The sequence below is a fragment of the Micromonospora sp. NPDC049230 genome (assembly GCF_040647875.1).
In the GTDB taxonomy this organism is placed as follows: domain Bacteria; phylum Actinomycetota; class Actinomycetes; order Mycobacteriales; family Micromonosporaceae; genus Micromonospora.
This window is the reverse complement of the sequence record NZ_JBEZCZ010000008.1, coordinates 186,684-201,005: the sequence shown is the minus strand read 5'-3', so window position 1 is coordinate 201,005 and position 14,322 is coordinate 186,684. Positions and strand designations below refer to the sequence as shown.

Annotated in this window: 13 protein-coding genes; 6 read left to right on the top strand and 7 right to left on the bottom strand. The window is 72.6% G+C overall.

The features are described 5' to 3' along the window. Window positions 1-52: 52 nt before the first annotated feature. The 6 genes from AB0A95_RS10565 to AB0A95_RS10540 all read left to right on the top strand — a co-directional run bounded on the left by AB0A95_RS10565 (window position 53) and on the right by AB0A95_RS10540 (window position 4,821). Window positions 53-391, top strand: coding sequence for a hypothetical protein (locus AB0A95_RS10565; protein ID WP_357555418.1), 339 nt, complete (start codon window positions 53-55; stop codon window positions 389-391). Between the two features lie 401 nt (window positions 392-792). After that, window positions 793-2,196 carry a polyprenol phosphomannose-dependent alpha 1,6 mannosyltransferase MptB gene (mptB, locus tag AB0A95_RS10560; RefSeq protein ID WP_357555417.1) on the top strand — a complete coding sequence of 468 codons (1,404 nt, stop codon included), beginning with the start codon at window positions 793-795 and terminating at the stop codon, window positions 2,194-2,196. Continuing rightward, complete coding sequence (locus AB0A95_RS10555; protein WP_357555416.1) at window positions 2,193-3,410, top strand: glycosyltransferase 87 family protein; 1,218 nt, start codon at window positions 2,193-2,195, stop codon at window positions 3,408-3,410. Before mptB ends, AB0A95_RS10555 begins: the two co-directional genes overlap by 4 nt. 65 nt (window positions 3,411-3,475) lie before the next feature. After that, entirely contained in the window at window positions 3,476-3,925 is a 450-nt protein-coding gene (locus tag AB0A95_RS10550) for a ribonuclease domain-containing protein (protein WP_357555415.1), read from the top strand. 77 nt (window positions 3,926-4,002) lie between these two features. After that, complete coding sequence (locus AB0A95_RS10545) at window positions 4,003-4,365, top strand: barstar family protein (protein ID WP_357555414.1); 363 nt, start codon at window positions 4,003-4,005, stop codon at window positions 4,363-4,365. 72 nt (window positions 4,366-4,437) lie between these two features. Further along, complete coding sequence (locus tag AB0A95_RS10540; protein ID WP_357555413.1) at window positions 4,438-4,821, top strand: hypothetical protein; 384 nt, start codon at window positions 4,438-4,440, stop codon at window positions 4,819-4,821. Between the two features lie 119 nt (window positions 4,822-4,940). Here the strand turns inward: AB0A95_RS10540 and AB0A95_RS10535 are convergent, their stop codons facing one another. From AB0A95_RS10535 to uxaC, 7 genes are all read right to left on the bottom strand, one after another. Next, entirely contained in the window at window positions 4,941-6,428 is a 1,488-nt protein-coding gene (locus AB0A95_RS10535; RefSeq protein ID WP_357555412.1) for an FAD-binding oxidoreductase, read from the bottom strand. Window positions 6,429-6,574: 146 nt separating this feature from the next. After that, the gene (locus tag AB0A95_RS10530) at window positions 6,575-7,303 is read right to left on the bottom strand and encodes an HD domain-containing protein (protein WP_357555411.1); all 729 of its coding nucleotides are present in this window, start codon (window positions 7,301-7,303) and stop codon (window positions 6,575-6,577) included. Between the two features lie 93 nt (window positions 7,304-7,396). Further along, entirely contained in the window at window positions 7,397-8,782 is a 1,386-nt protein-coding gene (locus AB0A95_RS10525) for a polysaccharide lyase family 1 protein (RefSeq protein WP_357555410.1), read from the bottom strand. Window positions 8,783-8,889: 107 nt separating this feature from the next. Then, entirely contained in the window at window positions 8,890-10,107 is a 1,218-nt protein-coding gene (locus AB0A95_RS10520) for a Gfo/Idh/MocA family oxidoreductase (protein WP_357555409.1), read from the bottom strand. Continuing rightward, window positions 10,097-11,590 carry a mannitol dehydrogenase family protein gene (locus AB0A95_RS10515; RefSeq protein ID WP_357555408.1) on the bottom strand — a complete coding sequence of 498 codons (1,494 nt, stop codon included), beginning with the start codon at window positions 11,588-11,590 and terminating at the stop codon, window positions 10,097-10,099. Before AB0A95_RS10515 ends, AB0A95_RS10520 begins: the two co-directional genes overlap by 11 nt. Further along, window positions 11,581-12,885 (bottom strand): enolase C-terminal domain-like protein, encoded by a 1,305-nt coding sequence (locus AB0A95_RS10510; protein ID WP_357555407.1) that lies wholly within the window; start codon window positions 12,883-12,885, stop codon window positions 11,581-11,583. The genes AB0A95_RS10515 and AB0A95_RS10510 overlap by 10 nt, the downstream gene beginning before the upstream one ends. Further along, a complete protein-coding gene (gene uxaC, locus AB0A95_RS10505; RefSeq protein WP_357555406.1) occupies window positions 12,882-14,315 on the bottom strand; it encodes a glucuronate isomerase in 1,434 nt (477 codons plus the stop codon). Before uxaC ends, AB0A95_RS10510 begins: the two co-directional genes overlap by 4 nt. Between the last annotated feature and the right edge of the window lie 7 nt (window positions 14,316-14,322).

Genomic DNA, 14,322 nt, shown 5'->3' with positions numbered 1-14,322 from the left:
TCGGTTGGTGTTCCGCAGGGCCGACCGGCGGGCGACTCGGGAGGATGAGTCTGTGAGTCAGTTCAACTTTGGCGGCGACATCAGCGGTGAGGCGAACGTCTTCGGTGACCACGCGCAGGTGCACAACAGGAGCAACGACCTCAGTCGAGGTTCGGATCTCTCCGGGCTCGTCGCTGCCCTGGTCGACGAGGTCGCGAAGCACCGGACCGAGATTCGCGAGGCCGAACGGCTGACGCAGTTGGCGAGCACTGCCGCGGCCTACGCGGCGGAGCCCCGGCCCAATGTGGAGGGCATCCGCAGCCTGCTGCCGGCCCTGCTGACAGGCGCCGGAACTGTCACCGCCGTCGCCGATGCGGTTCTGCGTGTCTCCCAGGCCGTCAACAGTCTGTGATGGTCCGGCGCTGTGGTGTGGGCCCCACGCATCATCAGGCGCGGGTGCAGACGCGGGGCGGGGTCAGTCGGGGGCTTGGTGGGTGGGGCTGGCGCGGGTTTGTCGTGGTGGGATCGGGGGTGGGATCGCGGAGCCCGCGGGGTGCTCGGTGTGGCGGCGCAGGAGCTCGGTGACCCAGTGGGCGGCTTCCTTCTGCGCGCCGAGCATCTGGTCGCGGGCCTCGGCCTCCCATCGGGCGCGTCCTCATGGCGCCCCTCCATGGTCACGGATCCGCGTGTCACGCTAACAACCAGTGATCAATTTGCCCGCCGCCACGCCGTCAGCCGGTACGACATCGCGACGTCGCTTACTGATCGTCCGGGGGTCGTGTGGCGGTCAGCCGTGGGCGACATCCTGCCCGGGTGCGCACACTGCCGACTGTCGTCGCGTACCGGCTGCTCGGGGGAGTCGGTGCCACGCTGCTGTCCTGCGCGGGCCTGGCCGCCGGCGCGCTGCCCGTCGGCGCGCACGCGGCCTGGTGGAGCGCGCTGCGGCAGCTCGCGGGGCCGGGGTTGCTCTGCGGGTACGCGGGCCTGACCCTGCTCGTCGTCGCCTGGTGGTGGGCGGGCCGGCACCCGCACGCACCGGACGAGGTCGTCGACCGGCGGTCCGCCGCGCTCACCCTGGCCTGCTGGGCGGGGCCGTTGCTGGTGGCGCCGCCGCTGTTCAGCCGGGACGCGTACAGCTACCTGGCGCAGGGCGCGATGGTCCTCGCCGACATCGACGTGTACCGGCACGGGGTGGCCCGGTTGGGCGGCGCGTTGGCCGGTGAGGTGCCGCAGATGTGGCAGCGGACCCCCGCCCCCTATGGGCCGGTGTTCCTCGCGGTGGCGGCCGTGGTCACCGCGGCGACCGGCGGCAAGCTGGTGCTCGGCGTGCTCGGTCTGCGCCTGGTGGCGTTGGCCGGGGTGGCGCTGCTGGTGGCGTACCTGCCCCGGTTGGCCCGGCACTGCGGCGTCGACCCGGCCGCCGCGCTCTGGCTGGGCGTGCTCAACCCGCTCGTACCGTTGCACCTCGTCGCGGGAGCGCACAACGAGGCGGTGATGCTGGGGCTGCTGGTGGCCGGGCTGAGTCTGGCCTTCGAGCACCGCTACGGCGCGGCCACCGTGCTGGTCACCCTCGCCGCGCTGGTCAAGATTCCGGCGGTGGTCGGGCTGCTGGTGGTCGTGTCGCTCGCCGCGCGCCACCGTGGGCTGCCGACCTCGGTGGCCCGCACCGCCGGGTTCGCGCTGGGCACCGCCGCCGTGGTCACCTGGGCCACCGGCATCGGGTACGGGTGGGTCGGCGCGCTCGGCACACCCATGTACCGGCACAGCTGGTCGATCTCCAGTGCGCTGGGTCGGTTGGCGTCGCGTGCGGCCGGGCGCGTCGGTCTGCATCTGGGCGACGCCCCGATGCGGCTCTGCCTGGCGTTGGGCGTGGCCGCCGCGGTGGCGGTGGCGGTCGGCGTGTGGTGGCATCGGCGTCGGCTCGGCCCGGCGTACGCGCTGGGACTGGTGCTGGTGGCGGCGGCACTGCTCGGCCCGGCGACCCGCCCCTGGTACGCGCTCTGGGGTCTGGTGCTGATCGCGGCGGCGGCGCACGGGCGGGCCCGGCCGGCGGCGGCGCTGGGCGCGGTGGTGCTCGCGTTCGCGACGCTGCCCAGTGGCTTCGGACCGGACGCGGCGCAGGCGGTGCTGGCCGCCGCCGGGGTGCTGGTGGGATTGCTCGCGGTCGGTTCGCTGCGTCTGCTGGTGCCGCCCGCCCCGGTGGAGGTGCCCCGATGACCGCGGGCCGGCGGCGCGTGGTGACGGTGCTCGCCCTGGTCACCGTGCTCGCGGTGGCGATCGCGGTGCTGCCCGGGCACCGGGGCTGGTTCGACGTCGGTGTCTACCACGGCGCGGTCGGGCACTGGATGCGCGGCGGCGACCTGTACGAGTGGACCACCGGCAACGGGTACGGCTTCACCTACCCACCGTTCGCCGCGGTCAGCATGGTGCCGATGGCAGCGCTGGCCTGGTACCCGACGATCGTGGCGAACCTGCTGCTCACCGCGTTGGCCGTCGCCTTCCTGCTGCACCTGCTTGTGGACCCGTTGGCCCGGCGGCACGGGTGGACCCGCTGGTATTCGCTCGCGCTGGCCTGCTGCCTGCTGGCCGGGCTCAACCCGGTGCGGGACACGGTCAGCTTCGGGCAGGTCAACCTGTTGCTGGTGGCGCTTGTCTACCTGGACCTGTGGTTGGTGGAGCGGGGCAGTCGGCTGGCCGGTGTCGGGGTTGGGCTGGCCGCCGCGGTCAAGCTCACCCCGGCGGTCTTCATCGGGTATCTGCTGGTCACCGGGCGCTGGCGGGCCGCAGCCACGGCCGCCGGCACGGCCGTCGGGGCGACGACGGTCGCGGCGGCGCTCGCCCCGGACGCCACCCGGACGTTCTTCACCGAGGCGCTGTGGGACACCGATCGGGTAGGTGTGGTGGCGTACGTGTCGAACCAGTCGCTTCTCGGCCTGGTCGCCCGGCTCGACCCGGAGCACCCGGACCGGCGGCTGTGGCTGCTGCTTGTCGTCACCGTGCTGGCGGTGTGGGCGGTACGGGTACGCCGGGCCGTACGCGACGGCGACGAGAGGGCCGGCTTCGCGCTGACCGGCGTCGCCGCGTGCCTGGTCAGCCCGGTCACCTGGGTGCATCACCTGGTGTGGCTGGTGCCGGGGCTGGTGGTGCTCGCCGCGTCCACGCTGCCGTGGCCGCCGGTCGACGCGACGGCCCTTCGTCGGGCGCGGTCCGGTGCCGTCGGGTACGTCGTGCTGTGCAGTGGGCTGGTCTGGGTCTTCGCCAACGGGTCGGCCGGGCCGTGGGGGTCCGTGGGCGCCAACGCGTACGTCTGGGTCAGCGTCGGAATGCTCGCGCTACTCCCGATCGGGCGTGCCGAGACAGGTGACCATCTGGGGTTCACCGAGCATTGTGGAGCAGTTGGGGCGCCCAGGGGTGTTGTCACCGACCGGTAGCGGTGAGACTGGGTCCGGTCCGACAATCACGCGGATCGATGAACTGGATGGTCTGGAGGCAGCCTGTGTCCACCCTCGTGTCCCCGCTGGCCACGCTCGGCGCGATCCGCCGGCGTACCACCACCCTCGCCCTGCTCCTCGCCATGGTCACCGCCGCGCTTGTCGGCCCGTCCGTGGTCTCTCCCCGGTTGACCGACTCGGCCTCGGCGGCGGTCTACAGCTCCTGCACCATGAGCCGCTGCGCGGACGCCCGCACCGCCCGCTCGGGCTGGTCGGCCAAGGGGTTCCCGACCAGTCGCGGCTGGTACTCCTGGAGCGGTGGGAAGTCCAACTTCGCCGGCGGGCAGTTCTACAACTACGAGGGTCAACTGCCCACCAACGCGACCTACTACGAGTACGACGTCTACCCGCGCACCCAGGGCGCCGCCCGGGACGCGTACCGGATCGTCGTGAACCGCAGCACCGGGGTCACCTGGTTCTCGCCCAACCACTACACCGACTTCTACCGGCTTTGACCGACCTGGGGCCGGCCGGTCGCGGTCGGTCGGCCCCGCCGGGCGAAGGTCGCCCCCGGGCGGACCAGGAGGCAATGATGATCGATGACGAGGGTCGGGTGCCCGAGCGGTTGATCGTGCGCCGCGACGACGTCCTGGAACTGTCCGATGCGGTGACGCTGGCCGGAGCGGCGACCCGGACCAGGGCCGGGCTGTTCGCCGCGCTCGCCACCACGCTGGCTCTGCCGGCGTACCTGGGAGACACCTGGGACGCCCTCTCCGACGTGCTCCGGGACCGGCTCGATGCCGGCCCGCTCACGCTGCTGGTCACCGACGCCGGCCAACTGCTCGCCGACGAGCCGGCCGATCAGTACGCCCTGCTGCTCACCGTGCTCGGCAACCTCGCCACCAGCGCCCCGCATCCCCTCTGTCTCGTCCTGGACGAGGCCGGCCCTTCCTGACCGGTGATCGGGCCGCCGTCAGCGCCAGTCTGGACGGAGCCGCACGGTGGGTGACGGCGGCTCGGGTTCGCCATGGTCAATCCGGCCAGCGAGAAGGGCCCCACCTACGTCGCGGACCTCACCACCGCGGCGAAGCCGTTCAAGAGCAGCACCAGCCGGATGGTGGTGATCGCCGCCCAGGGCGCGGACGGCGACGCGGCCACCGCCGCGATGGCCGACGGGCGGTTGTTCACCTCCGACGCGAGCCGGCTGCACGTCGACCTGATCCGCATCCCCGACCAGGTCGAGTTCATGCTGTGCGCCGGGCTGGTCAGCTGGCCGACGAGGCGCGGATCACAAGCCGGGATGACGCTGCTGAAGACCCAGGCCGACGGCAGCCTCGGCCGGCTCGGCGACGGCCGGCGGTCCCCGCGTCCTTTGCTCTGCACCCGCGGAGGCACCACCTACAGACCGTGATTGTCGCCTCCGCGGGTGCAGAGCAAAGGCTGCGCGCAAGGTCGGGTGGGGCAGGGCTGCGCAAGGTTGGTGGTGGCCGGTGGTGCGGGTGGCACCACCCGCACCACCGGCCATCCAGATCAGTGGGTCGCGGGTGGGATGCTCTGCTCGTACTGGAAGACGTTGTGCGGGTCGTACTTCGCCTTGATCTTGCGCAGCCGCGGGAAGTTGCGCCCCCAGTAGGCTTCCTCCCACTCGGCCATGCCGATGTTCGGCACGTTGACGTAGGCGCCGTCCACGTAGGGCCGCAGCGCCAGGCTGAACTCGGCGATCCAGGCCTGGGCGATCGGGGTGACGGCGTCGTCGCTGTCCGGCTCGCCGCGAGTGCCCCAGCCCGCGCCGGGCTCGGAGTAGAAGAGCGCGTCCCGGTGCGCGAACGCCGCCCCACCGAACGGCTCCTGTCGTTGGGCTCCCCGGCCAAAGGCCTGGCTGAAGAAGTTGCTGTCCGGCGACGGAGCCTTCTCCATGAACCGGCGGACGATGCTGATCGCCTCCGCCGGGAAGGGCTTCCTGGTGAACTGTGAGTAGAACTTCCACTTTCCCGGGTCTTCGGCGCTCGGGACCTGGAATCCGGCGTACGTCTCGCTCCAACCGCCGACCCGCACGGTGACCTCGGGGTCGCCGATCGAGAGGAGCGGCTCCAGCAGCCTCCTCGCCTCGGCCTCCGAACCCTCGGCGAGCACCGCGAACAGCAGGATCTCGTCCGGGTGGACCTCGACCTGGGTGCCGAGACGAGGGTCGGCGAACGGTCCGGTGTGCTGCCAGGTGTCGAAGACGTCGTGCAGGTTGTCGAGGCCCGGCCAGGTCGCCTGCACATAGGCGACGCTCTCCAGCGGAGCCACCTGGTAGGTCAGGGACGTGACGATCCCGAAGTTGCCGTTTCCGGCGCCGCGCAACGCCCAGAGCAGGTCCGCGTGGTTCCACGGGTCCACCTGGAGCACCTTGGCGCCGTCGGCCCCCGCCGCGACGACGATCTCCACGCCGATCAGGTTGTCGCAGGCCATGCCGATGTAGCGGGTGAGAAAGCCGAGACCGCCCCCGAGGGTCGCACCGGACAGGCCGACGGTCCCCTCGCCTCCGGTCGTCGCCGCCAGGTCGTACTCCCCGAGTGCGGCGACCGCCTCGGACTGGGTGAGCCCCGCGCCGAGCTTCGCCTTGCGGGCGGCCGGGTCGATGTGGACGTCCTTCAGCTCACTGACGTCGATCACGATGCCGTTGTCGACGTTCGACCAGCCTTCCAGACTGTGCCGGCCGCTGCGTACCCGCAGCGCGACGTCGTGCTGCCGAGCCCAGGTGAGGGCGTTGACGACGTCCTGGGTCTCCTGGGCGAAGACGATCACCAGCGGGTAGCGCACGAACAGTTCGTCCCAGCCGAGGCTCGCCTCCGCGTAGTTGGGGTTCTCGGGACGGACGATCCGGCCGGTCAACGTGGCGGGCGGGAACTTCTCACCGAAGGACGGGCCGTCCGCCGCCAACGCCGAACTGCCGGCAATCATGCCCGGCAGGGCGACCGCTCCGGCGCCGACGGCCGTCGCCTTGAGCAGGTCGCGACGGGAAAGGTCGCGCATGGTCCGAGTCCTCTCGATCGGGGTTACGTCAGAACTTCGATCGAGAGGACTTTCGCCTCCCAACTGACGCAAAACCACCGTAATGCCGCAGGTAGCGGCAAAGATCCGAGAACTTGTCACGGAACCCGGTCGGGTGATGCGGCAGCTCAGTTGGGGTGCGCGGGCTGGTCCAGGATGGCGCTGAACCGCTCCTCGGCGAGGTCGAGCTGCCCGAAGATGTGCCGCTTCACCGCCGGCGACAACGGTGTGTCCGGCCGGCCGATCAGATCCCGGAAGAGCGGCACCAGCGGCCGGTACTTCCGGGCCGACGAGACGACCTTCGGCCCGACCGTGTGGATCACCCCGACGCCGTTGTCGGTGAAGTCCGACACCTTGATCACCCGAGCCCAGGGCACCCGGTCCAGGCTGACCGCCAGGTGCTCCCGGTACTGCGTGTTGCGGTCCCGCTCGGGGTCGTACACCGGGTTGGTGACGGCGGCGACGAGCGTCGCGACACGCGTGCCGAACCGCGCGGCGAGCGTGGCCAGCGCGGCCGCGGTCGGGTCGGGGCCGGCGTCGCCGTCGGCCAGCTCCCCCGGGTGGTCCTCGACGGCGTCGTGCAGCAGGCCGGCGACGATCACGTCCACGTCGCGCACCTGGTAGTGGTGCATCAACCGGATCGCCACCCGCAGGAGGTGGTTGAGGTACGGCTCGCGAACGCGCCGGTCGTCGCGGTGCAACTCGGCGGCCAGGTCGAGCGCGGCGGTCAACCGCTCGCGGGCGGCGTCGTCGAACTGCCGGACCTCCAACCGGAAGCGCTCCAGCAGGCCCGGTTCGCCGTGGATCTCGGTGATCGCGTGCATCGGCATGCTGCCCAGGTGCGGCGGGAAGTCCATGCGTCACTTATAGCCGATCTTCACCACATCGATGAGCCCTTACGTCGCCGACCCGACCGCGCGATCGACGGCTGGCCGGGCGTGGCGCAGATGTCAGAGCGGCAGCCGGTCGGCGCCCGCGAGCGGACTCACCACGAGCGGAACCAGCGGCGTCGGGAGGACGGGATCACGGCGCAGGGTGGGCGTCCAGCCCGCGTCGGCGCCCAGGTCCGGGTCGTGGGTCGCGTTGTACGCCGCCAGCAGGTCGACCGGCCGGGCCGGACCGCCGCCCTGGCGCACCCAGGAGCCCCGCTCGGTCAGCGCGGTGCCACCCCAGTCGTAGAGCAGGTCCGCCGGGTCGACCGCCGCGTCCAGGGAGAAGAAGTTGTTCTGCGCGTGGATCGCCGACTGGACACCGACGCCGAGCGCGTACTGGAAGTCGTCACCACCGAGCCGGTAGTGGTTGTTGTAGACGTCGACCTGACCGAAGCGCACCCGGGGCAGCCGTTGCAGGACGCCGTCGAAGAGGTTGTGGTGCAGGGTGACCCTCAGCCGGTCCACGTCCGGCCCGACGGTGTTGGAGGAGCCGATCAGCATGAGCTTGTCCCGCCCGGTAAAGCGGTTCCAGGACGCGGTGACGAGGCTGGCGGTGTGTGTGACGTCCAGCGATCCGTCGTGCACCTGGTAGGGCCGTCCGAAGTGGACCGGCTGGGTACTGTCCGGGTTGTCGCCGTCGGAGAAGCTGTTGTGGTCGACCCAGACGTTCTCGCTGCGGCGGACCGAGATCTGGTCGTACTGGCTGTTCCAGTTGCCGTTCTCGCCGTCGGTCGGAGACCAGGCGGGGAAGCAGTCCCGGGTGTCGACGAGGGTCAGATTGCGGACGATGACGTTCGACGCCCGGTCGATCATGAGGGTGAGCCCGGTCAGTCGGGCGCCGCGCAGGCCGACGATCGTGGTGTTCGGGCCGACGTTGATCTGAGTCTGGCGGGTCTGGTTGGTCACCGAGCGCACCCGGGCCTCCTCCAGCGGCCCGCTCGGTGCCACCCGACCCCACACCGCCGGGTCGTACGCGGCCAGGTAGGCGTCCAGCCGGTACGTCGGGTCGGCCAACTCGGCGCAGCTCAGCGGGGTGCCGTCTGGCCCCTCGAAGCCGTCGATGGCGCCGTCGACGTAGATGAGCTTCGGCGTGGCGTCGGTGGCGTTGCTGGCGTTGTCGCCGCCCAGCGCGGCGACCAGCTCAGCCCTGCTGTGGGCCACGCGGGTCCGTTCGGGGGTGGCCGCCGAACCGCCGGTCGTGCCGGTGCCCTCGGCGGCCCAGCCGTCCCGCTCGGGCAGGGCCTGCCGTCCGAGTTGGCGGGCCAGCCAGGGGAGCCGGTCGACGGCGGATGGTGCGAGTCGCGGGACGGGGCCGTGCGGTGCCTCGGCGCGGACGGCGGCGCTGGCCGGAGCGGCACCGAGCAGGAGGGCGATCAGCGTCGCGCCGCTGAGGGTTCTGCGCATCGACTCTTCCCATTCGCTGGTGGTGACAGGGCAGTCACCAGGAACGGTAGGTTCGCAGTTTGATGAACGTCAATATAAGTTGTGTGCAGGAATGTTGCAGTCGCCTCCTATCCCGCCAGCTCGGCGCGGTACGCGGCGGACGCCCACGGCACCGCCAGTTCGCTCGGGAGGGCCCCCCGCTCGGCCGCCCGGCGCAGCACGTCGACCACGCCCCGCAGGTGGCGGACCCGCTGCCCACCCGCACCGACAGTGGTCACCAGGTCGCCGTCGAGCAGTCGGGGCTCCGGCGCGGCCCGCAAGGCGTCCAACAACGCGGTGAACGGCGCGGTACGGGCCAGCGGGGCGATCAGCGGCACCCCCGGCGGGTCGACCCGGTGCGCGAGCAGGTTCTCCAGCAACCCCTGCCGCCCCGGGATCCGGCGGGTCACCACGTCCCCGGGCAGCCGCAGCCGGTCGGTCGGGTATTCCAGCACCGCCTGGCCCGCCGTGCCGGTCACCACCACCTCGCCCGCCACGAACTCCTCGGCGGCCAGGGTCACCGCCACCAGCACGGGTGGGCCGGCGCGGAACCGGACCCGCAGCACGGCGGTGTCCTCCACCTCGATCGGTCGGACCCGGTAGCGCTCCACCTCGATCACTGCCGGCCAGGGCGTCGCCCCGCCGAGCGCCTCGCCGATCGCCAGGCACTGCATCACGGCGTGCGCGAGCGGGTTGACAAGTGCGCCGTCCAGCACCGGCCGACCGTCCAGGCTCCGTCGACCGGCCCAGGGGGAGCGGGCGTAGTAGGAATCCGGCCGTTGCCAGGCGGCCACACTGGAGATGGCGGTGACCGTACCCAGCCGGCCGGCGGCCAACGCGTCGGTCAACGCGGTGAGCGCCGCCGAGCCGAGCGCCTGGAAGCCGACCTGGGCGACCCGGCCGGCGGCGGCGAGAGCCCGGGCCAGCTCCTCGTGCTCGGCCAGCGACAGCACCGGCGGCTTCTCCAGCAGCAGGTCCGCACCGGCGGCCAGGGCGTCCCGGGCGATCGCCAGGTGGGTGTGCGGCGGCGTGCAGATCACCACCACCTCGGGGCGGGTGGCGGCGAGCATCGCCCGGTGGTCGGTGAACACCCCGACCCCGGGCGGCACCGGCGCCGCCGGATCGTCCTGGACCGGCCGGACGTCGACGAGGGCGACAAGCCGTAACCGGCCGGCGGCGTGCAATGGCGCGAGCACCCGGCGGTGCCAGCGGCCGTGCCCGTTCGCCCCGATCACCGCCACCCGGGGCGGCGTCGCTGTCGCCCCGCCGGTCACCGCGCACCGACCGGCGGCGGACTCACCGGGCACCGGCCAGGGTGGCCTCGACGCCGTGTCGTCCCAGCGCGGTCAGCCAGGCGGTCACCTCGGCGCGGACCTCGTCGTCGGCGGCCACCTCCTCCGGGATGACCTCGCGCAGGGCGAAGACGGCGTCCACCGCGCCCGCCGGGGTCTGCGCGCCGGCGTCCAGGGCGGCCCGGATCGGCCCGGCGAGGGGATCCTGCAACGGCAACTGTCGGCCGTCGTCGGCGTACCCCAGTGCGAAGCGCAACCAGGACGCCACGACAAGCGCGCCCCAGCGCGCGGACCGGCCGGACGCGCGCAGGTCGACGATGGTGTGCAGGATCCGCTGCGGCAGCTTCTGCGAGCCGTCCAACGCCACCTGGAGGGTGCGGTGGTGGATCGCCGGGTTGCCGAACCGGGCGAGGACCTGCTCGCCGTAGTCGACCACCCGGACCCCGTCCGGCGGGGTGAAGCTGGCCGCGACGTCCTCGGCGATCAATCGACGCAGCACGTCGGCCAGGTGCGGGATCTCCAGCGCCTCGGCGATCGTCTCCCGACCGGCCAGTGCGCCGAGGTACGCCACGGCCGAGTGCACGCCGTTGAGGGCGCGCAGCTTCAACCGCTCCCACGGGCCGGCGTCGGCGGTCAACACCGCGCCGGCGTGCTCCCATCCGGGCCGGCCGCCGGGGAAGTCGTCCTCGATCACCCACTGCGCGTACGGTTCGGCGGCCACCGCGGCCAGATCGGTCACGCCGAGCGCCCGACGGGCCGCGTCGATCGTCTCCGGGGTGCTGGCCGGCACGATCCGGTCGACCATGGTGCCCGGGCAGGTGACGTTGCCGGCCACCCACTCGACCAGCCCACCGGGCACCTGAGCGGCCCGGCCGACCGCCTGGTCGAGCATGCCGCGCAGTCGTCGGCCGTTGGCCGGCAGGTTGTCGCAGCTCACCAGGGCCACCGGCCCGGCGTCCGCGGCGGCCCGCGCGGCCAACCCCCGCAGCAGCAACCCGGGTACCGTGGTCGGCGGTCGGCCGCCGGCCAGGTCGGCCGCGAGCGCCGCGTCCGGGGACAGTCGGCCGGTCACCGGGTCGAGTTGGTAGGCCTTCTCGGTGACGGTCAGCGTCACCACCCGCACCGCCGGGTCGGCGAGCAGCGCCACCACGGCGTCCGGGTCGTGCGGGGCGTGCCGTACGGCGCTCAGCGCGCCCACCACCCGGGTCTCGCTGGCGGTGGCGGAGAGGGTGCTGACACTGAACAGGTTGTCCTGGGCGGCGAGCGCCTCGACCACTGCGGCGCTGCGCGGTGCGACGGCCACGATGCCCCAGTCGCCGCCGGCCGCGCCGACCGCCGCCTCGGTGTAGACGGCCTGGTGTGCCCGGTGGAACGCGCCCAGCCCCAGATGGACGATGCCGGTCGGCACGGTGCCCGGCCGGACCAGGGGGCGGGCCTCGGCGGGCAGTCGGCGCAGCACGCCCAGGCCGAGTCGGGACGCGCCGGGTGTCACCGCCATGCCGGGCCGTCCGGGAAGCGGAACTCGGCGATCGACGCCGGTTTCATCGTGGCGCTGTAACCGGGCCGCTCGGGCAGCAGGTAGCGGCCACCGCGGGTGCGGACCGGGTCGACGAAGTGCTCGTGCAGGTGGTCGACGTACTCGATCATCCGTCCGTCCAATCCGGTGCCCACCCGCAGATAGTCGAAGATCGCGAGGTGCTGGACGTACTCGCAGAGGCCGACGCCACCGGCGTGCGGGCAGACCGGCACCCCGAACTTCGCCGCCAGCAGCAGCTCGGCGAGGACCTCGTTGACGCCGCCGACCCGACACGCGTCGACCTGCATCACGCCGATCGCCTCGGCCTGCAACAACTGCTTGAAGATCACCCGGTTGGCGGCCACCTCGCCGGTGGCCACCCGGCACCGCCCGCCGGTCAGCTCGTCGACAGCCCGGGCGATCCGGGCGTGCCCGAGGATGTCGTCGGCGTGCGTCGGCTCCTCGATCCAGTACGGATCCACCTCTGCGAGGGTGGCCATCGCGGTGATCGCCTCGTCCACGTCCCAGACCTGGTTGGCGTCCATCATCAGCAGCGCCTCCGGGCCGATCTCCGCCCGGATGATCCGGGCCCGTCGCAGGTCGTCGGCGAGCGGGCCGCCGACCTTCATCTTCATCGCCCGCCAGCCGTCGTCGTACGCCTGCCGGGTCAGCGCGCGCACCTTGTCGTCGGGGTAGCCGAGCCAGCCGACCGAGGTGGTGTACGAAGGGAAACCATCCCGTTCGAGCGTCGCCAGCCGGTCGGCCAGGCCGTCGCGCCCCTTGTTCAGGATGGTGGCCGCCTCGTCCGGGGTGAGCGCGTCGCTGATGTGCCGGAAGTCGACGCTGGCCACGAGTTCGTCGGTGGGCAGCTCGGCGAGGAACCGCCACATCGGCTTGCCGGCGAGGGTGGCCCGCAGGTCCCAGACCGCGTTGACGAGCGCACCGGTCGCCATGTGGATGACGCCCTTCTCGGGGCCCAGCCACCGCAGCTGCGCGTCGGCGCTGAGCGCGCGGCAGAACGCCACCGGCTCGGCGGCGATCTCCTCGACCGTGCGTCCCCGCAGGTGGTGGGCCAGGGCGCGGACCGCCGCGCAGGTGATCTCGTTGCCGCGACCGTTGGTGAAGGTGAACCCCGCCCCGGTCGTCCCGGCGTCGGTGCCCAACTCCACGTACGTCGCCGAGTAGTCGCCGCGGTTGATCGCGTCGGAGCCGTCGCCCCGGGCGGCGGTCGGGAACCGCACGTCGTGCACCTCGACGGAGGTGATGGTCACCGTCACTGGTCGGCCTTTCCGAAGTTGAAGACCCGTTTGGGCAGCCGGTACGTCAGGTCGACGATGGTCTCGGCGGCCTCGTCCAGCGGCAGTCGGTGCTCGGCCACCAGGCGGGCCAGGAAACCGGCGTCCACCCGACGGGCCACGTCGTGGCGGACCGGGATGGAGCAGAACGCCCGGGTGTCGTCGACGAAGCCTGTGGTGTTGTAGAAACCGGCGCTCTCGGTGACCGTCTCGCGGAACCGGCGCAGCACCTCGGGGGAGTCCAGGAACCACCAGGGCGCGCCGAGCAGCAGCGCGGCGTACCCGCCCGCGAGGGGCGCCAGCTCGCGGGTGAAGGTGTCCTCGTCCAGGGTGTAGAGCACCAGCCGCAGCCGGGGGTCGTTGCCGTAGCGCTCCAGCAGCGGGGCGAGCGCGTGCACGTACTCGGTGGCCTGTGGGATGTCGCCGCCGACGTCACGGCCGTGCCGGGCGTGCAGCCACCGGTTGTGGTTGCGGACCGCGCCGGGGTGCAGTTGCATGACCAGGCCGTCGTCGAGCGACATCCGGGCGAACTCCATCAGCATGTGCGCCCGGAACGCCTCCGCGTCGGCGGCGTCGGCCACGCCGCGCCGGCCCCGGTCGTAGAGGCGCTCGGCCTCGGCCGGGGTCAGGTCCAGCGTGCGTGCGGTGGGGTGGCCGTGGTCGGAGGATGTCGCGCCGGCGGCGATGAACGCGGCCCGCCGGGCCCGCAGCGCGGCCAGGTAGCCGGTGTACGTGCCGGTGTCCTCGCCGGCCCGCTCGCCGAGTCGGTCCACATTGCCCGCCCAGCCGTCGTACTCCATGTCCACCACGTCGTCCGGGCGGAACGTGGTGACCACCCGGCCGCCCGGCCCGCCCCAGCCGTCGGCGGCGAGTTTGGCGTGCTGGCTCAGGTCGTCAAGTGGCGACTCGGTGGTGGCGAGGACCTCGATTCCGAACCGCTCGAACAGCGCCCGGGGCCGGAAGGCCGGCTCGGCGAGCCGGGCCGCGATCTCGTCGTAGAGGGTGTCGGCGGTGGCCGGGCCGAGCGGCGTGCGCACCCCGAACACGGTGCGGAAGGTCTGCTCCAGCCAGAGCCGCGACGGGGTGCCCCGGAACAGGTGCCAGTGCGCGGCGAAGCGTCGCCAGATCACCCGGCCGTCGGTCTCCACCGGGCTGCCGTCGCGGGTGGGCACCCCCAGCTCCGACGGGGGGACGCCCTGGCTGAGCAGCATCCGGGTCAGGTAGTGGTCCGGCACGATGAGCAGCCGCGCCGGGTCCGGGAAGGGGTGGTCCTCGGCCAGCAGGGTCGGGTCGACGTGCCCGTGCGGCGAGATGATGGGTTGCTCCGCCGCGAGGGCGTACAGCTCCCGGGCCAGGGCGCGCTGGCCCGGTTCGGAGGGCAGGAGCAGGTCGGTGTGGTCGGACGTCGGCACGGGGATG